At 68.2% G+C, this 25,514-nt stretch carries 18 protein-coding genes and 1 tRNA gene; 17 read left to right on the top strand and 2 right to left on the bottom strand.

Features of this window, described 5'->3' with window-relative positions; genetic code table 11:
- Positions 1-26: 26 nt before the first annotated feature.
- A complete protein-coding gene (locus IH25_RS0101270) occupies positions 27-1,253 on the bottom strand; it encodes a pyridoxal phosphate-dependent aminotransferase (RefSeq protein ID WP_030601350.1) in 1,227 nt (408 codons plus the stop codon).
- A 259-nt stretch (positions 1,254-1,512) separates the two neighbouring features.
- On the opposite strand from IH25_RS0101270, the gene IH25_RS0101265 reads away from it, so the two are divergent.
- The 16 genes from IH25_RS0101265 (at position 1,513) to tuf (ending at position 21,134) form a co-directional block, all read left to right on the top strand.
- A tRNA-Trp gene (locus tag IH25_RS0101265) sits at positions 1,513-1,585 on the top strand.
- 106 nt (positions 1,586-1,691) lie between these two features.
- Positions 1,692-1,976 carry a preprotein translocase subunit SecE gene (gene secE, locus IH25_RS0101260; protein WP_030601348.1) on the top strand — a complete coding sequence of 95 codons (285 nt, stop codon included), beginning with the start codon at positions 1,692-1,694 and terminating at the stop codon, positions 1,974-1,976.
- A gap of 80 nt (positions 1,977-2,056) precedes the next feature.
- Positions 2,057-2,947, top strand: coding sequence for a transcription termination/antitermination protein NusG (nusG, locus tag IH25_RS0101255; protein ID WP_030601347.1), 891 nt, complete (start codon positions 2,057-2,059; stop codon positions 2,945-2,947).
- Between the two features lie 26 nt (positions 2,948-2,973).
- Positions 2,974-3,423: a hypothetical protein gene (locus tag IH25_RS38395; protein ID WP_051753600.1), complete on the top strand. Its 450-nt coding sequence runs from the start codon at positions 2,974-2,976 to the stop codon at positions 3,421-3,423.
- A 131-nt stretch (positions 3,424-3,554) separates the two neighbouring features.
- Positions 3,555-3,989: a 50S ribosomal protein L11 gene (rplK, locus tag IH25_RS0101245; protein WP_030601313.1), complete on the top strand. Its 435-nt coding sequence runs from the start codon at positions 3,555-3,557 to the stop codon at positions 3,987-3,989.
- Positions 3,990-4,098: 109 nt separating this feature from the next.
- Entirely contained in the window at positions 4,099-4,824 is a 726-nt protein-coding gene (gene rplA / locus IH25_RS0101240; protein WP_030601310.1) for a 50S ribosomal protein L1, read from the top strand.
- A gap of 165 nt (positions 4,825-4,989) precedes the next feature.
- Entirely contained in the window at positions 4,990-5,919 is a 930-nt protein-coding gene (locus IH25_RS0101235; RefSeq protein WP_030601308.1) for a hypothetical protein, read from the top strand.
- Positions 5,920-6,478: 559 nt separating this feature from the next.
- Positions 6,479-7,009: a 50S ribosomal protein L10 gene (gene rplJ / locus IH25_RS0101230; RefSeq protein WP_030601305.1), complete on the top strand. Its 531-nt coding sequence runs from the start codon at positions 6,479-6,481 to the stop codon at positions 7,007-7,009.
- A gap of 111 nt (positions 7,010-7,120) precedes the next feature.
- Positions 7,121-7,507, top strand: coding sequence for a 50S ribosomal protein L7/L12 (gene rplL, locus IH25_RS0101225; protein ID WP_030601294.1), 387 nt, complete (start codon positions 7,121-7,123; stop codon positions 7,505-7,507).
- A gap of 548 nt (positions 7,508-8,055) precedes the next feature.
- On the top strand, positions 8,056-11,541 hold the full coding sequence (gene rpoB, locus IH25_RS0101220; protein ID WP_030601289.1) for a DNA-directed RNA polymerase subunit beta: 3,486 nt from the start codon (positions 8,056-8,058) through the stop codon (positions 11,539-11,541).
- 99 nt (positions 11,542-11,640) lie between these two features.
- The gene (locus tag IH25_RS0101215) at positions 11,641-15,540 is read left to right on the top strand and encodes a DNA-directed RNA polymerase subunit beta' (protein ID WP_030601286.1); all 3,900 of its coding nucleotides are present in this window, start codon (positions 11,641-11,643) and stop codon (positions 15,538-15,540) included.
- A gap of 538 nt (positions 15,541-16,078) precedes the next feature.
- Positions 16,079-16,501 (top strand): hypothetical protein, encoded by a 423-nt coding sequence (locus IH25_RS41065; RefSeq protein ID WP_157846918.1) that lies wholly within the window; start codon positions 16,079-16,081, stop codon positions 16,499-16,501.
- Between the two features lie 272 nt (positions 16,502-16,773).
- Positions 16,774-17,145, top strand: coding sequence for a 30S ribosomal protein S12 (rpsL, locus tag IH25_RS0101205; protein WP_003948652.1), 372 nt, complete (start codon positions 16,774-16,776; stop codon positions 17,143-17,145).
- 2 nt (positions 17,146-17,147) lie between these two features.
- The gene (gene rpsG, locus IH25_RS0101200) at positions 17,148-17,618 is read left to right on the top strand and encodes a 30S ribosomal protein S7 (RefSeq protein WP_003998848.1); all 471 of its coding nucleotides are present in this window, start codon (positions 17,148-17,150) and stop codon (positions 17,616-17,618) included.
- 39 nt (positions 17,619-17,657) lie between these two features.
- Complete coding sequence (fusA, locus tag IH25_RS0101195) at positions 17,658-19,784, top strand: elongation factor G (protein ID WP_030601273.1); 2,127 nt, start codon at positions 17,658-17,660, stop codon at positions 19,782-19,784.
- 156 nt (positions 19,785-19,940) lie between these two features.
- Positions 19,941-21,134: an elongation factor Tu gene (tuf, locus tag IH25_RS0101190; RefSeq protein WP_030601270.1), complete on the top strand. Its 1,194-nt coding sequence runs from the start codon at positions 19,941-19,943 to the stop codon at positions 21,132-21,134.
- Between the two features lie 88 nt (positions 21,135-21,222).
- Here the strand turns inward: tuf and IH25_RS0101185 are convergent, their stop codons facing one another.
- The gene (locus IH25_RS0101185) at positions 21,223-22,224 is read right to left on the bottom strand and encodes a hypothetical protein (protein ID WP_030601267.1); all 1,002 of its coding nucleotides are present in this window, start codon (positions 22,222-22,224) and stop codon (positions 21,223-21,225) included.
- A 173-nt stretch (positions 22,225-22,397) separates the two neighbouring features.
- On the opposite strand from IH25_RS0101185, the gene IH25_RS0101180 reads away from it, so the two are divergent.
- Positions 22,398-25,472, top strand: coding sequence for a glycosyl hydrolase 115 family protein (locus tag IH25_RS0101180; protein ID WP_107058294.1), 3,075 nt, complete (start codon positions 22,398-22,400; stop codon positions 25,470-25,472).
- The last annotated feature ends 42 nt before the right edge of the window (positions 25,473-25,514 follow it).

The raw sequence follows: 25,514 nt of genomic DNA, 5'->3' as shown, positions 1-25,514 counted from the left end.
CCGCACGCGCGCGTGGCGGCCGGGAACTAGTCCCGCGCCTCCGCCAGCAGCTTCTGGATGCGGCTCACGCCCTCGACGAGGTCCTCGTCGCCGAGCGCGTACGACAGCCGCAGGTAGCCCGGCGTGCCGAACGCCTCGCCCGGGACGACCGCGACCTCGGCCTCCTCCAGGATCAGCGCGGCCAGCTCGACGGTGTCCTGCGGGCGCTTGCCGCGGATCTCCTTGCCGAGCAGCGCCTTGACCGAGGGGTAGGCGTAGAACGCGCCCTCGGGCTCCGGGCAGACCACGCCGTCGATCTCGTTGAGCATCCGCACGATGGTCTTGCGGCGCCGGTCGAACGCCTCGCGCATCCTCGCCACGGCCTCCAGGTCGCCCGAGACGGCGGCCAGGGCGGCCGCCTGGGCCACGTTGGAGACGTTGGAGGTGGCGTGCGACTGGAGGTTCGTCGCGGCCTTGACGACGTCCTTCGGGCCGATGACCCAGCCCACGCGCCAGCCGGTCATGGCGTACGTCTTCGCCACGCCGTTGACCACGACGCACTTGTCGCGCAGCTCGGGCAGGAGCGCCGGCAGGGACACCGCGGCGGCGTCGCCGTAGACCAGGTGCTCGTAGATCTCGTCGGTGAGCACCCACAGGCCGTGCTCGAGGGCCCAGCGGCCGATCGCCTCGGTCTCGGCCTCGGAGTACACCGCGCCGGTCGGGTTGGACGGGGAGACGAAGAGGACCACCTTCGTCCGCTCCGTGCGCGCCGCCTCCAGCTGCTCCACCGAGACCCGGTAACCGGTGGTCTCGTCCGCGACGACCTCCACCGGGACACCGCCGGCCAGGCGGATGGACTCCGGGTACGTCGTCCAGTACGGCGCCGGGACGATGACCTCGTCGCCCGGGTCCAGGATCGCGGCGAAGGCCTCGTAGATGGCCTGCTTGCCGCCGTTGGTGACCAGGATCTGGGAGACGTCGGGCTCCCAGCCGGAGTCGCGCAGCGTCTTGGCGGCGATCGCGGCCTTCAGCTCGGGCAGGCCGCCGGCCGGGGTGTAGCGGTGGAACTTGGGGTTCTTGCAGGCCTCGACGGCCGCCTCGACGATGTAGTCCGGGGTCGGGAAGTCGGGCTCACCGGCGCCGAAGCCGATCACCGGACGCCCGGCGGCCTTCAGGGCCTTGGCCTTGGCGTCCACGGCGAGGGTGGCGGACTCGGAGATCGCGCCGACTCGGGCGGAGACCCGGCGCTCGGTGGGAGGGATTGCAGCGCTCATGCGGCCCATCGTTCCAGACCGGAAATGTCCCCGGCACACGGGTTTCACAGACTGGGCAGCCGGCGGCCGAGGGGTGAACAGGGGTCCGAATCCGGCCCCCGGCCAGGACGATCTTCCCTTCCGCGACCCCGACGGGCACTTTCTGTTCGACGCCGGGCCCCGGACCACGTACACTCTCACCTCGTTGGCCTCTCGCGGACGCCGCCGAGCCGGTGCACATCGGGCACCCGGTCGGATGCGGTACGTTGGGGGACACCAAAGGGTCGTAGCTCAATTGGTAGAGCACCGGTCTCCAAAACCGGCGGTTGGGGGTTCAAGTCCCTCCGGCCCTGCTACACACACCGCCAGGATGTGTGCGCATGTACGTACAGCAATGCACCGCCGTGCGGCTCAGAAACCGGGCGCGGCACGGCCACGACCCGGGATCAGGTGAGGACTATGACGGACGCCGTAGGCTCCATCGACACGCCTGACGCCCAGGACGAGGTGCCCGAGTCCAAGAAGGCCCGCAAGGGCGGAAAGCGCGCCAAGAAGGGCCCGCTGAAGCGCCTCGCCACCTTCTACCGCCAGATCATCGCGGAGCTCCGCAAGGTCGTCTGGCCGACGCGCAACCAGCTGACTTCGTACACCACCGTGGTGATCTTCTTCGTCGTCATCATGATCGCTCTGGTGACCGTGATTGACTATGGGCTCGACCACGCGGCCAAGTACGTCTTCGGCTGAGCCAAAAGCGAAGGGCGCCGTGGTACCGGCGCCCCTTTTCGCATGTTCCACCCCTATGTATCCAGGAAGAAGCAGCCATCGTGTCTGACCCGAACCTGAACGACGACGCCACTGAGCCCCGCGGGCAGGCTGCCGAGACGGTGGACGACGAGCTCGACATCGTCGAGGGCGCGGACGACCAGGACGAGTTCGAGGCTGCCGAGGCCGAGGCGGGGGAGCCGGCCGAGGAGGCCGCCGTGCACGCCGAGGACGAGGACGACTCCGACGCGGACGACTCCGAGGACGAGGGCGAGGGCGACGAGACCGACGGGGAAGCCGTCGCGGAGGCCGCCGAGGCCGAGCCCGCCGCCCCGGTCGACCCGGTCCAGGCCCTGCGCGAGGAACTGCGCACCCTGCCCGGCGAGTGGTACGTCATCCACACCTACGCCGGTTACGAGAACCGCGTGAAGACCAACCTGGAGCAGCGCGCCGTCTCGCTGAACGTCGAGGACTACATCTTCCAGGCCGAGGTGCCGCAGGAGGAGGTCGTCCAGATCAAGAACGGCGACCGCAAGACGATCAAGCAGAACAAGCTGCCGGGTTACGTCCTGGTCCGCATGGACCTGACCAACGAGTCCTGGGGCGTCGTCCGCAACACCCCGGGCGTCACCGGCTTCGTCGGCAACGCCTACGACCCCTACCCGCTGACCCTGGACGAGATCGTCAAGATGCTCGCCCCGGAGGCCGAGGAGAAGGCCGCCCGCGAGGCCGCCGAGGCCGAGGGCAAGCCCGCCCCGCAGCGCAAGGTCGAGGTCCAGGTGCTGGACTTCGAGGTCGGCGACTCGGTCACCGTCACCGACGGCCCGTTCGCCACGCTCCAGGCGACCATCAACGAGATCAACCCCGACTCCAAGAAGGTCAAGGGCCTGGTCGAGATCTTCGGCCGGGAGACCCCGGTCGAGCTGTCCTTCGACCAGATCCAGAAGAACTGAGCACACATCCCGGGAGCGCCCCGCCGGTGAACACCGGCCCGGGGCGCTTCCGCCGTGTCCGGCCCGCCCTCGTCGCCGTGGCCGTGCTGGTGCCGCTGGTCCTGCTGTACGCCGTCTGCGTACCCGCGGCCTGGCAGCGCACCGGCCTGCGCGGCGCCGAGCCGGTCGCGGCCACCTTCCATGACGGGGCCTGCCTCCTCGGCCGCTGCACGGTGACGTACGCCGTCGCGGGGGAGCGGGTGACGGCCGGCCTGCCGGTCGGCACGCGCGCGCGGGGCCACGCCGAGGGCGACACGGTGTCCGTGCGCGCCGAGCCGGGCGATCCGGAGCGGGTGGCGCTCGCCGCCGACACCGGGCGCGGGACCGTCGCCGCGCTGCTCGCCGTGCCCGTGGGCGCGACCCTGCTCGCGCTGCTCGCCGCGGCCGTGCACGTGTTGCGCGATCGGCGCCCCGAAGAATCCGCACAGGACGCCTGACCTGGGGGATTTCTTGTCTCGTAGGGACAGCGGCTATCGTTGTGCGGTATGCCATCTGCGGGATCGTGCATCGGCATGGATCCGGCAGTCGCAGACGGCCATCAACCTCTCAGTAAGGACCCGGAGAGAGCATGCCTCCCAAGAAGAAGAAGGTCACGGGGCTCATCAAGCTCCAGATCCAGGCCGGCGCCGCCAACCCGGCTCCGCCGGTCGGCCCGGCGCTGGGTCAGCACGGCGTCAACATCATGGAGTTCTGCAAGGCCTACAACGCCGCGACCGAGTCGCAGCGCGGTTGGGTCATCCCGGTGGAGATCACGGTCTACGAGGACCGTTCCTTCACCTTCGTCACCAAGACGCCGCCGGCCGCGAAGATGATCCTCAAGGCCGCGGGCATCGAGAAGGGCTCCGGCGAGCCGCACAAGACCAAGGTCGCCAAGATCACCCAGGCGCAGGTCCGCGAGATCGCCCAGACCAAGATGCCCGACCTGAACGCGAACGACCTGGACGCCGCCGCGAAGATCATCGCCGGTACCGCGCGTTCCATGGGCGTCACGGTCGAGGGCTGAACCCCACCTTCGTAGCAGTCATGCGGCTGCCCGCATTTAGCGGCCGCACGTGGCAGGGCCTGCTCGGCCCAGGGACCACGACTCCTTTCAGAACACACAGGAGCAAGTTGTGAGCAAGCGCAGCAAGGCTCTCCGCGCTGCGGACGCCAAGATCGACCGGGAGAAGCTGTACGCCCCGCTCGAGGCCGTCCGTCTCGCCAAGGAGACCTCCACGACCAAGTTCGACGCCACCGTCGAGGTCGCCTTCCGTCTGGGTGTCGACCCGCGCAAGGCCGACCAGATGGTCCGTGGCACCGTGAACCTTCCGCACGGCACCGGTAAGACCGCCCGGGTCCTGGTCTTCGCGACCGGCGACCGTGCCGAGGCCGCGCGTGCCGCGGGCGCCGACATCGTCGGTGCCGACGAGCTGATCGACGAGGTCGCGAAGGGCCGTCTGGACTTCGACGCCGTCGTCGCCACCCCGGACCTCATGGGCAAGGTCGGCCGCCTCGGCCGCGTCCTCGGCCCGCGTGGTCTGATGCCGAACCCGAAGACCGGCACCGTCACCCCCGATGTCACCAAGGCCGTCACCGACATCAAGGGCGGCAAGATCGAGTTCCGCGTCGACAAGCACTCGAACCTGCACTTCATCATCGGCAAGGCGTCCTTCGACGACGCCAAGCTGGTGGAGAACTACGGCGCCGCGCTGGAGGAGATCCTCCGTCTGAAGCCGTCCGCCGCCAAGGGTCGCTACATCAAGAAGGCCGCCATCACCACCACGATGGGCCCCGGCATCCCGGTCGACCCGAACCGCACCCGCAACCTCCTCGTCGAGGAGGACCCGGCCGCCGTCTGAGCCCTGGCTCAGCGTGGTAGCCGCGTCAGGGACGCGTAGACAAAAGGGCGGGCCCTGGAACCTCTCCGGTTCCGGGCCCGTCCTTTCTGTGTACGTCCTTTCGAACGACTGTCAGTGGCCTGGGCTACGGTGCAGGCACAGGACACTCAACAGGGGTGGGAACAGATGAAGAGCACGACCGTGCGCCGGGCGACCCTTTCGATCGCGGTGGTCGCCGCGCTGACCGGAGTGGCCGCCTGCGGCTCCTCCGACTCGGACAAGGGCGGCGACAAGGGCGGTGACAAGGCGGCCGGCAAGGGCGCGATACACCTCAGCCCGATCGCCGCGCTGCGGTCCGTGGAGAAGTCCACCGACCAGGCCGACTCGGCCAAGGTGCGCTCCACGACGTCCCTCGGCGACCTCATGGCGATGACGGCGAACGGCGCCCTCACCTGGAGCGACGGCCTCAAGGGCAACCTGACCATCACCTACACCGGCGGCCAGATGGCCGAGCTGATGAAGAAGGCCGGCAACCAGTCGATGGAGGCCCGGTACCTCCAGGACGCGTACTACGCGCACATGAGCGACACCTACGCCCAGCAGGCGGGCGGCGGCAAGCACTGGATCAAGTACTCCTACGACGACCTCGCCAAGCTCGGCGGCGCGTCGGGGTCGTACATGAAGGACCAGCTGCAGAACGCCACGCCGAACCAGTCGGTGAAGATGCTGCTGGCCTCCGGCGACGTCAAGAAGGTCGGCGAGGAGAGCGTCGACGGCGCCCACACCACGCACTACTCGGGCAAGGTGAAGGTCGCCGACCTCGCCGACAAGACCAGCAACCTCGACGCCGACCAGATGGCGGCCCTGAAGAAGCAGCTCAGCCAGGCCGGCATCACCACGGAGACCATCGACATCTGGGTCAACGACCAGGACCTGCTGGTCAAGAAGACCGAGAAGGCCGACACCGCCAATGGCACCCTGAACAACACCACGCTGTACTCGGACTACGGCGTGAAGGTCGACGCCGAGGCCCCGCCGGCCGCCGACACCAAGGACTTCGCGGACATGATGAAGTCCAGCGGCATGACCACGGGCGGCACGGGCACGGCCTCCTGAGCCTGAGCCCGACTCCCCCCAGCCCGACCGGCATCCCCCGGAGCCGCCCCACGGCCACGCAGAGCCCTGCGCACGCCGACCGGCGCCCGGGGGAGCCCGGCGCCCCGCCCCGGGCGCCCACCGCCCACGTGAGGCCACGCAGAAGCCTGCCCCGGCCCGTCACGCCCTACGGCCCGTCCCGGCTCGCACCGCCCCGGCCCGCATCACGTCTCCGCGCCGTACCGGCGAGACGCCACCGCGATCCGTCGCCCTATCCCCACCGCACCCGCGCCGTAAACGGTCCGATTTGCTCTGGGGGGAGACGGTCCCGTACTCTCTCGGGGAAGCCAAAGACCGCTGGTCGTTGCCGTGCGCTCGCGTGAGGGTGCGGTGGCCGAAGGATCCGCTGAAAAGTGGACGACCCGCGCAGGTGTCAGTGGAAGTACTCCCGGAAGTGCGCGCCCCGCGCGTGCAAGACCGGTCGAGTCCGCCCCGTGCGCCTGCGCCGGGGCGTTTCGTTTTACCCAGTCCTCCTTCGGGTCCGCGCGGTCCGAATCACCCGGAAGGAGGCCGAGGCTCTATGGCGAGGCCCGACAAGGCTGCCGCGGTTGCGGAGCTGACGGACAAGTTCCGCAGCTCCAACGCCGCCGTGCTGACCGAGTACCGCGGTCTCACCGTGGCGCAGCTCAAGACGCTGCGCCGGTCGCTCGGTGAGAACGCCCAGTACGCCGTGGTGAAGAACACGCTGACCAAGATTGCGGCCAAGGAGGCCGGGATCACGCTGGAGGACCAGCTCTTCGCTGGCCCGACGGCCGTCGCCTTCGTCACCGGTGACCCGGTGGAGTCGGCGAAGGGTCTGCGTGACTTCGCCAAGGAGAACCCGAATCTCGTCATCAAGGGCGGTGTCCTTGACGGCAAGGCGCTGTCCGCCGACGAGATCAAGAAGCTTGCGGACCTCGAGTCCCGCGAGGTTCTGCTCAGCAAGCTGGCCGGTGCCTTCAAGGCGAAGCAGTCCCAGGCTGCCTCCGTCTTCCAGGCGCTGCCGTCGAAGCTCGTCCGCACCGTGGACGCGCTGCGCGCCAAGCAGGCCGAGCAGGGCGGTGCCGAGTAATTCGGCTCGCATCATGACCGCCGCCTGACGGCAGCGGTCGTAGCGGGCCGAACGTACGCCCGCCATTCATGTACATCCGGCACCAGCCGATTTAGTGGAAGGAAAGCCATCATGGCTCTCACCCAGGACGAACTGCTCGCCGAGTTCGAGGGCATGACCCTGATCCAGCTCTCCGAGTTCGTGAAGGCGTTCGAGGAGAAGTTCGACGTCACCGCTGCCGCTGCCGCCCCGGTCGTCGTGGCCGGCGGTGCCGCCGGTGGCGCTGCCGCCGAGGCCGAGGAGGAGAAGGACGAGTTCGACGTCATCCTCACCGGCGCCGGCGACAAGAAGATCCAGGTCATCAAGGTCGTGCGTGAGCTGACCTCCCTGGGTCTGAAGGAGGCCAAGGACCTCGTCGACGGCACCCCGAAGCCGGTCCTCGAGAAGGTCAACAAGGAGGCCGCTGACAAGGCCGCCGAGGCCCTCAAGGGCGCCGGTGCCTCCGTCGAGGTCAAGTAAGACCCTCGCGAGCGCCACAACGGCCCGCTAGGGCTGTAACGCGAACGCACCGAAGGGCGATCATCCATCCGGGTGGTCGCCCTTCGGCGTTCCCCGGAGCCCGGCGAGGGCTGCCTTGCACCTGTGTTCGTGCGGGGTAAGGTGATCTTCGTCGTGTCTTCGGACGCCCCGGTTCCGGCAAGGAGCCCTTGACGAACCGCACGCAGCGCGCAATTCTCAGGACGCGTCGTCACATGGATCCGAATCCGAGGCATGGATCGACGACGAAGAGGGCAGTATCAACGTGCGTTGAGGGCAGGATGCCGAGGGCGTTGAGAGAGGCGTTGAGCACAACGAGGGTCGTCGAGAACCCGCGCTGGACATCAGTGTGCCAAGTGGCTACACTGACCCTTTGCGCTGCCTGTTAGCTGTCCCCTGCCCGTCACCAGGGGTCTGCCCTCACTTGAGCACAGTCGACCGATGCCCCCCGACCTGGGGTTTCCGTCCCTGTGTACAGGAGAGGGACCGGTACGCGCGTAGTGAGTCCGAGCCCTCGGAAGGACCCCCTCTTGGCCGCCTCGCGCACTGCCTCGACCGCGAATACGAACAACGGCGCCAGCACCGCCCCGCTGCGCATCTCCTTTGCAAAGATCAAGGAGCCCCTCGAGGTTCCGAACCTGCTCGCGCTGCAGACCGAGAGCTTCGACTGGCTGCTCGGCAACACCGCCTGGCAGACTCGGGTCGAGGAGGCTCTGGAGAACGGTCAGGACGTCCCCACCAAGTCCGGTCTGGAGGAGATCTTCGAGGAGATCTCCCCGATCGAGGACTTCTCCGGGTCGATGTCGCTGACGTTCCGGGACCACCGCTTCGAGCCGCCGAAGAACTCCATCGACGAGTGCAAGGAGCGCGACTTCACGTACGCCGCCCCGCTCTTCGTCACCGCCGAGTTCACCAACAACGAGACCGGTGAGATCAAGTCCCAGACCGTCTTCATGGGCGACTTCCCGCTCATGACGAACAAGGGCACTTTCGTCATCAACGGCACCGAGCGTGTCGTGGTGTCGCAGCTGGTCCGTTCCCCCGGTGTCTACTTCGACTCCAGCATCGACAAGACATCCGACAAGGACATCTTCTCCGCCAAGATCATCCCGTCCCGGGGTGCCTGGCTGGAGATGGAGATCGACAAGCGTGACATGGTCGGTGTCCGCATCGACCGCAAGCGCAAGCAGTCGGTCACCGTGCTGCTGAAGGCGCTCGGCTGGACCACCGAGCAGATCCTCGAGGAGTTCGGCGACTACGAGTCGATGCGCGCCACCCTGGAGAAGGACCACACCCAGGGCCAGGACGACGCGCTGCTCGACATCTACCGCAAGCTGCGCCCGGGCGAGCCCCCCACGCGCGAGGCCGCGCAGACGCTGCTGGAGAACCTCTACTTCAACCCCAAGCGCTACGACCTCGCCAAGGTCGGCCGCTACAAGGTCAACAAGAAGCTGGGTACGGACACCCCGCTGGACGCGGGCATCCTGACCGTCGAGGACATCATCGCGACGATCAAGTACCTGGTGAAGCTGCACGCCGGCGAGACCGAGACCACCGGTGACAACGGCGAGACGGTCGTCGTCGAGACCGACGACATCGACCACTTCGGCAACCGCCGCCTGCGCAGCGTCGGCGAGCTGATCCAGAACCAGGTCCGTACGGGTCTCGCCCGTATGGAGCGCGTCGTGCGCGAGCGCATGACGACCCAGGACGTCGAGGCGATCACGCCGCAGACCCTGATCAACATCCGGCCGGTCGTCGCCTCCATCAAGGAGTTCTTCGGCACCAGCCAGCTGTCGCAGTTCATGGACCAGAACAACCCGCTGTCGGGTCTCACCCACAAGCGCCGTCTGTCGGCTCTTGGTCCGGGTGGTCTCTCCCGTGAGCGGGCCGGCTTCGAGGTCCGTGACGTGCACCCCTCGCACTACGGCCGCATGTGCCCGATCGAGACGCCCGAAGGCCCGAACATCGGTCTGATCGGCTCGCTCGCCTCCTACGGCCGGGTCAACGCGTTCGGTTTCGTCGAGACCCCGTACCGCAAGGTCATCGACGGTCAGGTCACCGACGAGGTCGACTACCTGACCGCCGACGAGGAGGACCGCTTCGTCATCGCGCAGGCCAACGCGCCGCTGACGGACGACCTCCGCTTCGAGGAGAGCCGCGTCCTGGTCCGCCGTCGTGGCGGCGAGGTCGACTACGTCGGCCCCGAGGACGTGGACTACATGGACGTCTCGCCGCGCCAGATGGTGTCGGTCGCGACCGCCATGATCCCGTTCCTCGAGCACGACGACGCCAACCGTGCCCTCATGGGCGCGAACATGATGCGCCAGGCCGTTCCGCTGATTAAGTCGGAGGCCCCGCTCGTCGGTACCGGCATGGAGTACCGCTCCGCCGTCGACGCCGGCGACGTCGTCAAGGCCGAGAAGGCCGGTGTGGTCCAGGAGGTCTCCGCGGACTACATCACCACCGCCAACGACGACGGCACGTACATCACGTACCGCCTGGCCAAGTTCGCCCGCTCCAACCAGGGCACCTCGGTCAACCAGAAGGTCATCGTCAACGAGGGCGACCGCGTCATCGAGGGCCAGGTCCTCGCCGACGGTCCGGCCACCCAGAACGGCGAGATGGCCCTGGGCAAGAACCTGCTCGTGGCGTTCATGCCGTGGGAGGGTCACAACTACGAGGACGCGATCATCCTGTCGCAGCGCCTCGTGCAGGACGACGTCCTCTCCTCGATCCACATCGAGGAGCACGAGGTCGACGCCCGTGACACCAAGCTCGGCCCCGAGGAGATCACCCGGGACATCCCGAACGTCTCCGAGGAGGTCCTCGCCGACCTCGACGAGCGCGGCATCATCCGCATCGGTGCCGAGGTCATCGCCGGTGACATCCTCGTCGGCAAGGTCACCCCGAAGGGTGAGACCGAGCTGACCCCCGAGGAGCGCCTGCTGCGCGCGATCTTCGGTGAGAAGGCCCGTGAGGTCCGTGACACCTCGCTGAAGGTGCCGCACGGCGAGACCGGCAAGGTCATCGGCGTGCGCGTCTTCGACCGCGAGGAGGGCGACGAGCTGCCGCCGGGCGTGAACCAGCTGGTCCGCGTCTACGTCGCGCAGAAGCGCAAGATCACCGACGGTGACAAGCTCGCCGGCCGCCACGGCAACAAGGGTGTCATCTCCAAGATCCTGCCGATCGAGGACATGCCGTTCCTGGAGGACGGCACCCCGGTCGACATCATCCTCAACCCGCTGGGTGTGCCGTCCCGAATGAACCCGGGACAGGTCCTGGAGATCCACCTCGGCTGGCTCGCCAGCCGCGGCTGGGACGTCTCCGGCCTCGCCGACGAGTGGGCGCAGCGCCTGCAGGCCATCGGTGCCGACAAGGTCGCCCCGCGCACCAACGTCGCCACCCCGGTCTTCGACGGTGCCCGCGAGGACGAGCTGGCGGGTCTGCTGCAGCACACCATCCCGAACCGCGACGGCGAGCGCATGGTGCTCCCGTCCGGCAAGGCGCGGCTGTTCGACGGCCGTAGCGGTGAGCCGTTCCCGGACCCGATCTCGGTCGGCTACATGTACATCCTGAAGCTGCACCACCTGGTCGACGACAAGCTGCACGCCCGTTCGACCGGCCCGTACTCGATGATCACCCAGCAGCCGCTGGGTGGTAAGGCCCAGTTCGGTGGCCAGCGGTTCGGTGAGATGGAGGTGTGGGCACTCGAGGCCTACGGCGCCGCTTACGCGCTCCAGGAGCTGCTGACCATCAAGTCCGACGACGTCACCGGCCGCGTGAAGGTCTACGAGGCCATCGTCAAGGGCGAGAACATCCCCGAGCCCGGCATCCCCGAGTCCTTCAAGGTGCTCATCAAGGAGATGCAGTCGCTCTGCCTGAACGTGGAGGTGCTGTCCAGCGACGGTATGTCCATCGAGATGCGCGACACCGACGAGGACGTCTTCCGCGCTGCGGAGGAGCTCGGTATCGACCTGTCCCGGCGCGAGCCGAGCAGCGTCGAAGAGGTCTGACGGGAGTCCGGCGGGGCCCCTGACCCACCAGGGGCCCCGCCGACCCCCAGGCCCCCGTACAGACCACAGACTTACGACCCTGAGAGGGATTGACGCATAGTGCTCGACGTCAACTTCTTCGACGAGCTCCGGATCGGCCTGGCCACCGCTGACGACATCCGTCAGTGGAGCCACGGCGAGGTCAAGAAGCCCGAGACCATCAACTACCGCACCCTCAAGCCCGAGAAGGACGGACTCTTCTGCGAGAAGATCTTCGGTCCGACCCGGGACTGGGAGTGCTACTGCGGCAAGTACAAGCGCGTCCGCTTCAAGGGCATCATCTGCGAGCGCTGTGGCGTCGAGGTCACGCGCGCCAAGGTGCGCCGTGAGCGGATGGGCCACATCGAGCTCGCCGCCCCCGTCACCCACATCTGGTACTTCAAGGGTGTCCCCTCGCGCCTCGGCTACCTGCTGGACCTGGCGCCGAAGGACCTCGAGAAGGTCATCTACTTCGCGGCGTACATGATCACGTACGTCGACGAGGAGCGCCGTCAGCGCGACCTGCCTTCCCTGGAGGCGCACGTCTCGGTCGAGCGCCAGCAGATCGAGAACCGCCGCGACGCCGACCTGGAGGCCCGCGCCAAGAAGCTCGAGACCGACCTGGCCGAGCTGGAGGCCGAGGGCGCCAAGGCCGACGTGCGCCGCAAGGTGCGCGAGGGTGCCGAGCGCGAGATGAAGCAGCTGCGCGACCGCGCGCAGCGCGAGATCGACCGCCTCGACGAGGTGTGGAACCGGTTCAAGAACCTCAAGGTCCAGGACCTGGAGGGCGACGAGCTGCTCTACCGCGAGCTGCGCGACCGCTTCGGCACCTACTTCGACGGCTCGATGGGCGCCGCCGCGCTGCAGAAGCGCCTGGAGTCCTTCGACCTCGACGAGGAGGCCGAGAAGCTCCGCGAGATCATCCGCACCGGCAAGGGCCAGAAGAAGACCCGCGCCCTGAAGCGGCTGAAGGTCGTCTCCGCGTTCCTGCAGACCTCCAACAGCCCCAAGGGCATGGTCCTGGACTGCGTCCCGGTCATCCCGCCGGACCTGCGTCCGATGGTGCAGCTGGACGGTGGCCGCTTCGCGACCTCCGACCTGAACGACCTGTACCGCCGTGTGATCAACCGCAACAACCGCCTGAAGCGGCTTCTCGACCTCGGCGCGCCCGAGATCATCGTGAACAACGAGAAGCGCATGCTCCAGGAGGCCGTCGACGCGCTCTTCGACAACGGCCGTCGTGGCCGCCCGGTCACGGGCCCCGGCAACCGTCCGCTGAAGTCGCTGTCGGACATGCTGAAGGGTAAGCAGGGTCGCTTCCGGCAGAACCTGCTCGGCAAGCGTGTCGACTACTCGGCGCGTTCCGTCATCGTCGTCGGCCCGCAGCTGAAGCTGCACCAGTGCGGTCTGCCCAAGGCGATGGCGCTGGAGCTGTTCAAGCCGTTCGTGATGAAGCGCCTGGTCGACCTGAACCACGCGCAGAACATCAAGAGCGCCAAGCGCATGGTGGAGCGCGGCCGCACGGTCGTGTACGACGTCCTCGAAGAGGTCATCGCCGAGCACCCGGTGCTGCTGAACCGTGCTCCCACCCTGCACCGCCTCGGCATCCAGGCCTTCGAGCCGCAGCTGGTCGAGGGCAAGGCCATCCAGATCCACCCGCTCGTGTGCACCGCGTTCAACGCGGACTTCGACGGTGACCAGATGGCCGTGCACCTGCCGCTGTCCGCGGAGGCGCAGGCCGAGGCCCGCATCCTGATGCTGTCCTCGAACAACATCCTCAAGCCGGCCGACGGCCGTCCGGTGACGATGCCGACCCAGGACATGGTCCTCGGTCTGTTCTTCCTCACCACCGACGGCGAGATGCGCAACGTCAAGGGCGAGGGCCGTTCGTTCGCGTCCGTGGCCGAGGCGATCATGGCGTTCGACGCCGGCGAGCTGTCGCTGCAGTCGCGCGTGGACATCCGCTTCCCGGTGGGCACCATCCCGCCGCGCGGCTGGACCCCGCCGGCCCGCGAGGAGGGCGAGCCGGAGTGGCAGCAGGGTGACAGCTTCCGGCTGAACACCACGCTGGGCCGCGCGCTCTTCAACGAGCTGCTGCCCGAGGACTACCCCTTCGTCGACTACGAGGTGGGCAAGAAGCAGCTCTCCGAGATCGTCAACGACCTCGCCGAGCGCTACCCGAAGGTCATCGTGGCGGCGACGCTCGACAACCTGAAGGCGGCCGGCTTCTACTGGGCGACCCGTTCCGGTGTCACCGTGGCCATCTCCGACGTCGTCGTCCCCGAGGCGAAGAAGGAGATCGTCAAGGGCTACGAGGCGCAGGACGAGAAGGTCCAGAAGCAGTACGAGCGCGGTCTGATCACCAAGGACGAGCGCACGCAGGAGCTCATCGCGATCTGGACCAAGGCGACCAACGAGGTCGCCGAGGCGATGAACGACAACTTCCCGAAGACCAACCCGATCTTCATGATGGTGAACTCGGGTGCACGAGGCAACATGATGCAGATGCGTCAGATCGCCGGTATGCGTGGTCTGGTGTCGAACGCGAAGAACGAGACGATCCCGCGTCCGATCAAGGCGTCGTTCCGTGAGGGCCTGTCCGTGCTGGAGTACTTCATCTCCACCCACGGTGCCCGTAAGGGTCTGGCGGACACCGCTCTGCGTACCGCCGACTCGGGTTACCTCACCCGTCGTCTGGTCGACGTCTCGCAGGACGTCATCATCCGCGAGGAGGACTGCGGCACCGAGCGCGGTCTGAAGCTGCGGATCGCCGAGCGCGGCGCCGACGGCGTGCTGCGCAAGGCGGAGAACGTCGAGACGTCCGTGTACGCGCGCTGCCTCGCCGAGGACATCGTGGTCGAGGGCCAGGTGCTGGCCCCGGCCGGCACCGACCTGGGCGACGTCCTCATCGAGGAACTGGTCTCCCGTGGCGTCGAGGAGGTCAAGACCCGTTCGGTCCTGACCTGCGAGTCCGCCGTCGGTACCTGCGCGATGTGCTACGGCCGTTCGCTCGCCACCGGCAAGCTGGTCGACATCGGTGAGGCGGTCGGCATCATCGCCGCCCAGTCCATCGGTGAGCCCGGTACCCAGCTGACGATGCGTACCTTCCACACCGGTGGTGTGGCCGGTGACGACATCACCCAGGGTCTGCCGCGTGTCGTCGAGCTCTTCGAGGCCCGTACCCCGAAGGGTGTCGCCCCGATCTCCGAGGCGTCCGGTCGCGTCCGCATCGAGGAGACCGAGAAGACCAAGAAGATCGTCGTCACCCCGGACGACGGCAGCGACGAGACGGCGTACCCGATCTCGAAGCGTGCCAAGGTCCTGGTCCGCGAGGGCGACCACGTCGAGGTGGGCCAGCAGCTCACCGTGGGTGCCACCAACCCGCACGACGTGCTGCGCATCCTGGGCCAGCGTGCCGTCCAGGTCCACCTGGTCGGCGAGGTCCAGAAGGTCTACAACTCGCAGGGTGTGTCGATCCACGACAAGCACATCGAGATCATCATCCGGCAGATGCTGCGCCGCGTGACGATCATCGAGTCCGGCGACGCCGAGCTGCTGCCCGGCGAGCTGGTCGAGCGCTCCCGCTTCGAGCAGGAGAACCGTCGTGTGGTCCAGGAGGGCGGTCACCCGGCCTCCGGTCGTCCGCAGCTGATGGGTATCACCAAGGCCTCGCTGGCGACGGAATCCTGGCTGTCGGCCGCCTCCTTCCAGGAGACGACCCGAGTCCTGACGGACGCGGCGATCAACGCCAAGTCCGACAGCCTCATCGGCCTCAAGGAGAACGTCATCATCGGTAAGCTCATCCCGGCCGGTACGGGTCTGTCCCGCTACCGCAACATCCGGGTCGAGCCGACCGAGGAGGCCAAGGCCGCGATGTACTCGGCCGTCGGCTACGACGACATCGACTACTCGCCGTTCGGCACCGGCTCCGGCCAGGCCGTCCCGCTGGAGGACTACGACTACGGTCCGTACAACCAGTAAGCGAGCAGCCTGAAGGGCGGCCACTCCGTTGGGGGTGGCCGCCCTTCGGCGTGTCCGGGCACGATGACCTGCGGGGCGAACTTCTCTGCGCGGCAGGGGAGTCCAGGGCGTCGGTGGAAGTGCCGCGGGTGTCCTTCGGTCCGGCGGCTGCGCTGGTCGTGCCGCCGGGCCTGGGCCGGCATCGCTCACGCCCCGGGCCGGCGGTCCTTCCGGTGGTCCCGTACGGCGGCTACACCATCTCCACGTACCTCGACCGCGTACGGCCCCGGCCGGCGCTCTGTGCCACCGTTCTGGCCGCTCTGGGGGTGATCCTCCGGCGATCCCCGGAGGACTCGGAACGCTTCGGCTTCCCCGACGTCGGCTCGTGGCGGTCCCGGACGCTCGCCGCGCAGACTCGGTGCCGAACGCCGATCACGGCAAGCACGCGTCCGAATGCCTTCCGATCGGTACGCTGGCCGGTGTCCTAGCGGCTTTGGCCATGGGCATGGCGGCGCGGTCGGCGGCTGGGCTGTCTGTCCTCCAGGGGTGGGAGGATGCCTTGGAACTGTCCAGGCACCGCCTTGTCCGAGAGCTGTGCTCGCTCGCCCTGCCGGCGGCGGACTACGTGGTGACCGGCAGCGGCCCGCTTCTCGCGCACGGTTTGCGCACCGTGGAACGCGATCTCGACATCGTGGCGAGGGGCGATGCGTGGAAGGCCGCTCTCCGCCTCGGGGAGCCCGCCGTTCCGCTGTCCGGGTACGGCTGCCTGGTGCCGCTCTTCGGTGGGGACATAGAGGTGTTCGACCGCTGGCTCCCGGGCTCCCCGGGGCCGGACGCGATGATCGAGGCCGCGGAATGGGTGGAGGGGATTCCCTTCACCCCGCTGGGCGAGGTCCTGGCCTGGAAGGAGAGGCTCGGCCGGCCGAAGGACCGAGAGGACATCCGGTTGATCCGGCGTCACCTGGAGATGTCGGAGAAGTGACCGTGCGCACACCCCGGGCCTGACCGGTTGCGGTGGACCCCATTTGTTTTGACCGCAGCGAATGAGGTAGGTACGCTCAGACCTTGTGCCTGGGGTGTGCCCTGGCTCCTGTGCGTGCCTCCACACCGCGCGGCGAGTCACGAGCGGCCACCGTAATTCGCGCCCTTTTCGCCTTGCGGCGGGGAGCATGGCGGATTCGACACACCCGACCGCGTGGGTCGGCGACGTTCCAGGTTAGCTGTACCCATCGGCACACAGAAACCGGAGAAGTAGTGCCTACGATCCAGCAGCTGGTCCGCAAGGGCCGGCAGGACAAGGTCGAAAAGAACAAGACGCCCGCACTCGAGGGTTCCCCCCAGCGTCGCGGCGTCTGCACGCGTGTGTTCACGACCACCCCGAAGAAGCCGAACTCGGCCCTCCGCAAGGTCGCGCGTGTGCGTCTGACCAGCGGCATCGAGGTCACCGCTTACATTCCGGGTGAGGGACACAACCTGCAGGAGCACTCGATCGTGCTCGTGCGCGGCGGCCGTGTGAAGGACCTGCCGGGTGTTCGTTACAAGATCATCCGCGGTTCGCTCGACACCCAGGGTGTCAAGAACCGCAAGCAGGCTCGCAGCCGTTACGGCGCCAAGAAGGAGAAGTAAGAATGCCTCGTAAGGGCCCCGCCCCGAAGCGCCCGGTCATCATCGACCCGGTCTACGGCTCTCCTCTGGTGACCTCCCTGATCAACAAGGTGCTGCTGAACGGCAAGCGCTCCACCGCCGAGCGCATCGTCTACGGCGCCATGGAGGGCCTGCGCGAGAAGACCGGCAACGACCCGGTCATCACGCTCAAGCGCGCTCTCGAGAACATCAAGCCGACCCTCGAGGTCAAGTCCCGCCGTGTCGGTGGCGCCACCTACCAGGTGCCGGTCGAGGTCAAGCCCGGCCGCGCCAACACCCTGGCGCTGCGCTGGCTGGTCGGTTACTCCCGCGCCCGTCGCGAGAAGACCATGACCGAGCGTCTCCTCAACGAGCTTCTCGATGCCTCCAACGGCCTCGGTGCGGCCGTGAAGAAGCGCGAGGACACCCACAAGATGGCCGAGTCCAACAAGGCCTTCGCGCACTACCGCTGGTAGTCGCTACCCACATCGAGACCGAGAGAAGACTGAAGCCTTATGGCTACCACTTCACTTGACCTGGCCAAGGTCCGCAACATCGGGATCATGGCCCACATCGACGCGGGCAAGACGACCACCACCGAGCGGATCCTGTTCTACACCGGTGTGTCTTACAAGATCGGTGAGGTCCACGACGGCGCTGCCACCATGGACTGGATGGAGCAGGAGCAGGAGCGTGGCATCACGATCACCTCTGCTGCCACCACCTGCCACTGGCCGCTGGAGAACGTCGACCACACCATCAACATCATCGACACCCCGGGTCACGTCGACTTCACCGTCGAGGTGGAGCGCTCGCTGCGCGTGCTCGACGGTGCCGTGACGGTGTTCGACGGCGTCGCCGGCGTGGAGCCGCAGTCCGAGACCGTGTGGCGTCAGGCGGACCGCTACGGCGTTCCGCGCATCTGCTTCGTCAACAAGCTCGACCGTACCGGTGCCGAGTTCCACCGCTGCGTCGACATGATCTCCGACCGTCTGGGCGCGCAGCCGCTGGTCATGCAGCTGCCGATCGGCGCCGAGGCGGACTTCAAGGGTGTCGTCGACCTGGTGACGATGAAGGCCTTCGTGTGGTCCGCCGAGGCCACCAAGGGCGAGATGTACGACATCGTCGACATCCCGGACACCCACACCGAGGCTGCCGAGGAGTGGCGCGGCAAGCTGCTCGAGGCCGTGGCCGAGAACGACGAAGAGATCATGGAGCTGTACCTGGAGGGCGAGGAGCCTTCCGTGGAACAGCTGTACGCCGCGATCCGTCGTATCACCATCGCCTCCGGCAAGGGTGACGGCACCACCGTGACCCCGGTGTTCTGCGGTACCGCGTTCAAGAACAAGGGTGTCCAGCCCCTGCTCGACGCGGTCGTGCGCTACCTCCCGTCCCCGGTCGACATCGAGGCCATCGAGGGCCACGCGGTCAACAACGCGGACGAGGTCGTCAAGCGCAAGCCGTCCGACGACGAGCCGCTGTCGGCGCTGGCGTTCAAGATCATGAGCGACCCGCACCTCGGCAAGCTCACCTTCGTCCGCGTGTACTCCGGCCGCCTGGAGTCCGGCACCGCCGTGCTGAACTCCGTCAAGGGCCGCAAGGAGCGCATCGGCAAGATCTACCGCATGCACGCGAACAAGCGTGAGGAGATCGAGTCGGTGGGCGCCGGCGACATCGTCGCCGTCATGGGCCTGAAGCAGACCACCACCGGTGAGACGCTCTGCGACGAGAAGAACCCGGTAATCCTGGAGTCCATGGACTTCCCGGCGCCGGTCATCGAGGTCGCGATCGAGCCCAAGTCCAAGGGTGACCAGGAGAAGCTGGGTGTCGCCATCCAGCGTCTCGCGGAGGAGGACCCCTCCTTCCAGGTGCACACCAACGAGGAGACCGGCCAGACCGTCATCGGCGGTATGGGCGAGCTTCACCTCGAGGTCCTCGTGGACCGCATGAAGCGCGAGTTCAAGGTCGAGGCCAACGTCGGCAAGCCGCAGGTGGCCTACCGTGAGACGATCCGCAAGGCCGTCGAGCGCGTCGACTACACCCACAAGAAGCAGACCGGTGGTACCGGTCAGTTCGCGAAGGTGCAGATCGGCATCGAGCCGCTCGAGGGTGGCGACACCTCGTACGAGTTCGTGAACAAGGTGACCGGTGGCCGTATCCCGAAGGAGTACATCCCTTCGGTGGACGCCGGTGCGCAGGAGGCCATGCAGTTCGGCATCCTCGCCGGCTACGAGATGACCGGTGTCCGTGTCATCCTCCACGACGGCGCCTACCACGAGGTCGACTCCTCCGAGCTCGCCTTCAAGATCGCCGGTTCGCAGGCCTTCAAGGAGGCCGCGCGCAAGGCCAGCCCCGTGCTGCTCGAGCCGATGATGGCCGTCGAGGTCACCACGCCCGAGGACTACATGGGTGAGGTCATCGGCGACATCAACTCCCGCCGTGGCCAGATCCAGGCCATGGAGGAGCGGGCCGGTGCCCGCGTCGTCAAGGGCCTCGTGCCCCTGTCGGAGATGTTCGGCTACGTCGGCGACCTCCGCAGCAAGACGTCGGGTCGCGCAAGCTACTCGATGCAGTTCGACTCCTACGCCGAGGTTCCGCGGAACGTCGCCGAGGAGATCATCGCGAAGGCCAAGGGCGAGTAACGCACCGCGTAAACACGCCGTAGGCTTGACTCCGGAGCCTCCAGGGGCAAACGTCCGCAATCGCAGGTGTTTGCCCCGGGTTCCGGGCCTTTACAGCAAAGATCACCTGGCGCCGATGAAGTAAGGCGTACAGAACCACTCCACAGGAGGACCCCAGTGGCGAAGGCGAAGTTCGAGCGGACTAAGCCGCACGTCAACATCGGCACCATCGGTCACATCGACCACGGTAAGACGACCCTCACGGCCGCCATTACCAAGGTGCTGCACGACGCGTACCCGGACCTGAACGAGGCCACCCCGTTCGACAACATCGACAAGGCGCCCGAGGAGCGTCAGCGCGGTATCACCATCTCCATCGCGCACGTCGAGTACCAGACCGAGGCGCGTCACTACGCCCACGTCGACTGCCCTGGTCACGCGGACTACATCAAGAACATGATCACGGGTGCGGCGCAGATGGACGGCGCCATCCTCGTGGTCGCCGCCACCGACGGCCCGATGCCGCAGACCAAGGAGCACGTGCTCCTGGCCCGCCAGGTCGGCGTTCCGTACATCGTCGTCGCGCTGAACAAGGCCGACATGGTGGACGACGAGGAGATCCTGGAGCTCGTCGAGCTCGAGGTCCGTGAGCTCCTCTCCGAGTACGAGTTCCCCGGCGACGACGTTCCGGTCGTCAAGGTCTCCGCGCTCAAGGCCCTCGAGGGCGAGCAGGAGTGGGTGGACTCCGTCCTCAACCTGATGAAGGCCGTCGACGAGTCGATCCCGCAGCCGGAGCGCGACGTCGACAAGCCGTTCCTCATGCCCATCGAGGACGTCTTCACCATCACCGGTCGCGGTACGGTCGTCACCGGCCGTATCGAGCGTGGTGTCCTCAAGGTCAACGAGAACGTCGACATCATCGGCATCAAGACCGAGAAGACCTCCACCACGGTCACCGGCATCGAGATGTTCCGCAAGCTGCTCGACGAGGGCCAGGCCGGTGAGAACGTCGGTCTGCTCCTCCGTGGCATCAAGCGCGAGGACGTCGAGCGCGGCCAGGTCATCATCAAGCCGGGCTCGGTCACCCCGCACACCGAGTTCGAGGCGCAGGCCTACATCCTGTCCAAGGACGAGGGTGGCCGCCACACGCCGTTCTTCAACAACTACCGTCCGCAGTTCTACTTCCGCACGACGGACGTGACCGGCGTGGTGACCCTCCCCGAGGGCACCGAGATGGTCATGCCGGGTGACAACACCGAGATGAAGGTGGAGCTCATCCAGCCCGTCGCCATGGAAGAGGGCCTGAAGTTCGCCATCCGTGAGGGTGGCCGCACCGTGGGCGCCGGCCAGGTCACCAAGATCGTCAAGTAAGTTCCGCTTGCTTGAGGGTCAGCACCTGACCTAAGGGGAGGCCCGTACGACTCCGGTCGTACGGGCCTCTTCGGCTTTTCCGGGGCGCTCACTGCATGTTCGTCAGCGGCGGGTGGTCGTACGACGCCTCGCACCCGTAGATCTGCATGCAGTACCCCCGGCCGAAGTTCAGCTCGGTCTGCCCGGACGGCCCCTGGAACATCGGCCCCGAGTACCCGGCGTCCTCCAGCGGGCGCCAGCTCCGGCTGCCGCCGTCCCACTCGGCGCCGTCGAAGGTGAGCAGGGGCCGCACCGGCGAGCCGCACTCGGCGCAGGCCATCGGGAAGGGGTCGGAGAAGCTCCAGGGGGCGTGCCCGCCCAGCTTGGTGCCCGGGGCCACGGAGAGGTCGTACTGGTAGCACAGGCCCGTGTCCTCCCGCGCGTCCTCCCATGCCTCGATCCGCTCGGCCAGTTCCTCGGGCAGCTCGTGCGGGGCCGGGTACTCCGTGACGGTCTCCGGGTGGAGCACGCAGGGCTCGGGCAGGTAGTCGCGGTCGCCGACGACGGCCGGCCGTGGGGGCGCGGTGAGCGGGGCGGTCACGGCGGCGGAGTCGCGCCATCGCAGTTCGATGCGGGGCAGGTACCCGGGGTCGTGATCGAACGGGCACCACAGCAGCTGGAGCAGATCGGTGCCGTCCGGGCGGGGCAGCGCGGGCACGTCGGCGGCGTACAGCTGGAGCGCCGGCACCATCGGGAGCGGTCCGTCCACGGGTATCCGCACCCGCTCCCGCCCCCGGTCCACGACGGCCTTCTCCTCCTCGGTCAGCAGCGGGGCGCCCTCCGCGCGGGGCCGGGCCCACGCCTCGCGCAGCACGCGCCGGGCCCGTCGTACGTCGTCGGGGGCCACGCCCCTGTGCCATGGCCCGGTGTGCTCCGGGCAGCCCGGCCACGCCTGTCCGGCCGGCCACAGCAGCGGCCCGCCGAGCGAGCTGTCCGCGGGGGTGGGCGTGCCGGCCCGCGGGTGGAGCCGTACGGCGGTGCGGGCGAGCGGGGCCAGCTCGGGGAAGGGGACGGTGATGTCCACGGGGCGTGGGGGAGTCGTACGGGGCATGCCCGGAGGGTAGCGGCCCCCGCCGACACCGGTGCCGGCCTTCCCGGGGCGCCCCTTACGGGCCTCGAAACTATTCGGTGCGTACGACCCGTTCCCCGGTGCCGTCGCCTCGCCCACTATTTGTCATGCCGCTGAGCAAATAGCGAGGCATGTGGGAGCCGGAGGGGTGTTGTATGTCGTCTGCGCACGTCAGCCGTAGGACGGTCCTGGGCGGGACGGTTCTGGGCGCCGGGCTGGCCGCGGTGTCGGGGCCGGTGGCGGGGGCCGCGTCCGGGCCGGAATCCGGGGCCGTGTCCGGGGCCGGGGCCGGTTCCGGGGGAGGGCTGCGGGTGACGGACCCGGGGTCGTACATCTCGTTCACCGGTGGGGTGTTCTCCTTGGTGGGCGCGCCGGTGGTGGTCAGCCAGGAGGATCACCCGGGAGTCGTACGGGTCGCAGGGGACCTCCGGGACGACCTCGCGCGGGTGACCGGGGTCCGTCCGGGTACGACCATCGGCCGCTTTCCGGTGCTGGTCGGCACGATCGGCCGCAGTCCGCTGATCGACGGCCTGATCCGGTCCGGCAAGCTCGACGTGAGCGGTGTGCGCGGCAAGTGGGAGACCTCGCTCCAGACCGTCGTGGACCACCCGATGCCCGGCGTGGAGCGGGCGTTCGTCATCGCGGGCAGTGATCCGCGGGGCACGATCTTCGGGGCGTACGACGTCTCGTACGGCATCGGGGTCTCGCCCTGGCACTGGTGGGACGACGTGCCGCCGGCGCGGCGCGAGCACGTGTGGGTGAAGCCCGGCCGGTTCACCCAGGGCACCCCGACGGTGAAGTACCGGGGCGTCTTCATCAACGACGAGAACCCGGCGCTCGGCACCTGGGCCCCGGCCTACTTCGGCTCCGGAAAGGCACCGGGATTCCCCAACGGCTTCAACGCCGATTTCTACGCGAAGGTGTTCGAGGTCCTGCTGCGGCTGAAGGGCAACTACCTCTGGCCGGCGGTCTGGGGGAGGGCGTTCGCCGAGGACGACCCGGAGAACCACCGCAGGGCCGCCCAGTACGGGATCGTCATGGGCACCTCCCACGAGGCGCCGATGATGCGCGGCATCGAGGAGTGGAACCGGCACGCGGGCTCGGGGTCCGACCCCTACGGGGGCACGGGCGAATGGTCGTACCGCCGCAACGCGGACGCGATCCGCGCGTACTGGCGCGCGGGCATCCAGCGCATGGTCGACGAGGGCTTCGAGGGCGTCGTCACCCTCGGCATGCGCGGCAACGGCGACACCAGCCTGCCCGACGGCGACGGCATCGAACTGATGCAGCAGATCATCGCCGACCAGCGGAAGATCATCGAGGAGGTGACCGGGAAACCGGCCGCCGAGACCCCCCAGGTGTGGACGCTGTACAAGGAGGTGCAGCGCTACTGGGACCGGGGCCTGCGCGCCCCCGACGACGTCACCGTGGTCCTCACGGACGACAACTGGGGCAACATCCGCAAGCACCCGGATGGCCCGCGGGCCGGCGGCTACGGCCTGTACTACCACTTCGACTACGTCGGCGCCGGCCGCAACTACAAGTGGGTCGACACCGCGAACCTCCGCAACGTCTGGGACCAGCTCCACCAGGCGCACGCCTACGGCAACCACGGCCTGTGGGTGGTCAACGTCGGCGACCTGAAGGGCAACGAGCTGCCGACGGAGTTCTTCCTCGACTACGCCTGGAACCCGGACCGCCTGCCGCTGGAACGCCTCGGTGAGTGGGAGGAACGGTACGCCCGGCAGAACTTCGGCGAGGCGCAGGCGAAGGAGATCGCGGCGCTGCTGGCGGAGTACGGCCGGCTCCAGGCCCGCCGCAAACCGGAGCTGCTGAACCGGCGGATCACCCGCTCCGGCGACCGGATCGTCAACGACGACCAGCAGACCCCGTACTACTTCGCGCACCGGGAGCTGGAGCGGGTCACCGAGGAGTGGCGCGAGCTCGGCCGGCGCGCCGAACGCGTCGAGCGCCGGCTGCCGGAGCGGCTGCGGGACGCGTGGTTCGAACTGGCCGGCTACGAGGTGACGGCGACCGCGAACCTGTACGAGCTGCGGCAGGCGGAGTTCACCAACCTGCTCTACGCGGCGCAGGGCCGGGCCGCGACGAACGACCGCGCGGCCCAGGCGGAGGCGGGCCTCGCCCGGGACTTCGCCCTCGCCGACCGCTTCAACTCCCGTGTGGCGAACGGAAAGTGGAAGGGCTTCCAGACCCAGCCGCACATCGACTACGGCGACGTCGACCGCTACGGCCCCAACGCGCCCTGGCAGCAGCCGGAGAAGGACAACGTGGCCATACCCGACGTGCTCTTCCCGGCGGTGCGCCGCATCGAGGTGCCGGAGGCGGCGGAGCTGGGTGTGTCGGTGGACGGCGCGGAGGACAAGGGCGAGTGGTGGCCCGGAGGCTCTTCCCGGACGGCGGCCCTCCCGCCCTTCAGCCCGTACCAGACCCGCCCCCGCCAGTACGTGGAGCTCTTCAACCGGGGCCGTACTCCCTTCCCCTACGAGGTCTCGGTCTCGGCGCCCTGGCTGCGGGTGGACCGTCCGCGCGGCCGGGTGGAGAAGCAGGTCCGCCTGGAGGTGGAGGTGGACTGGTCCCGGGCCCCCGAGGGGCGCGCGGAGGCGACCCTGACGGTGCGGGGCGCGGGCGCGTCGGTGCCGGTCCGCGTCGTGGCGGAACGCCCGTCGGGCGTGCGGGCGCGGGGCTTCGTGGAGGCCGGCGGTTACGTGGCGATCGACGCCGAGCACTATGACCGGGCGGTCGGCCGGTGGCGCCGCATCGACGGCATCGGCCGTACGGGAGCGGGGGTGACGCCGTGGCCGGTCACGTCCCCGAGCCGCACACCGGGAGGTACCTCACCCCGCCTGGAGTACGAGGTGACGCTGCTGTCCGCGCCCGGCGAGGTGACGGTCTGGGCGTACCTGTCCCCCCGTAACCCGGCGCTCCCCGGCGTCGCGGGCCTGCGCTACGGCGTCTCCCTGGACGACGGCCCGATCCGCACGGTGGACATCACCGAGGGCGCGGACGACGGCGCGCTGAACGCGGTGTGGGCCCGCAACACCTCGGACAACATCAACCGCACGGCCACCCGCCACACGGTGACCTCACCCGGCGTCCACCGCCTGAAGTTCTGGATGGTCGACCCGACGGTGGTGGTGCAGCGCCTGCTGATCGACACGGGCGGGCTTCCGGAGCTGTACTTGGGGCCGCTGGAGAGCAAGCGGTTGTAAGGGCTGTGTGGAAGGGGCCGGCGATGGGGCAGTTGTGGAACA

Origin of the sequence: Streptomyces achromogenes subsp. achromogenes (genome assembly GCF_000720835.1) — a bacterium.
GTDB classification, from domain to species: Bacteria; Actinomycetota; Actinomycetes; order Streptomycetales; family Streptomycetaceae; genus Streptomyces; species Streptomyces achromogenes.
Note: the sequence above shows the minus strand (reverse complement) of the source record. Positions and strands in the feature narration are given on the sequence as shown.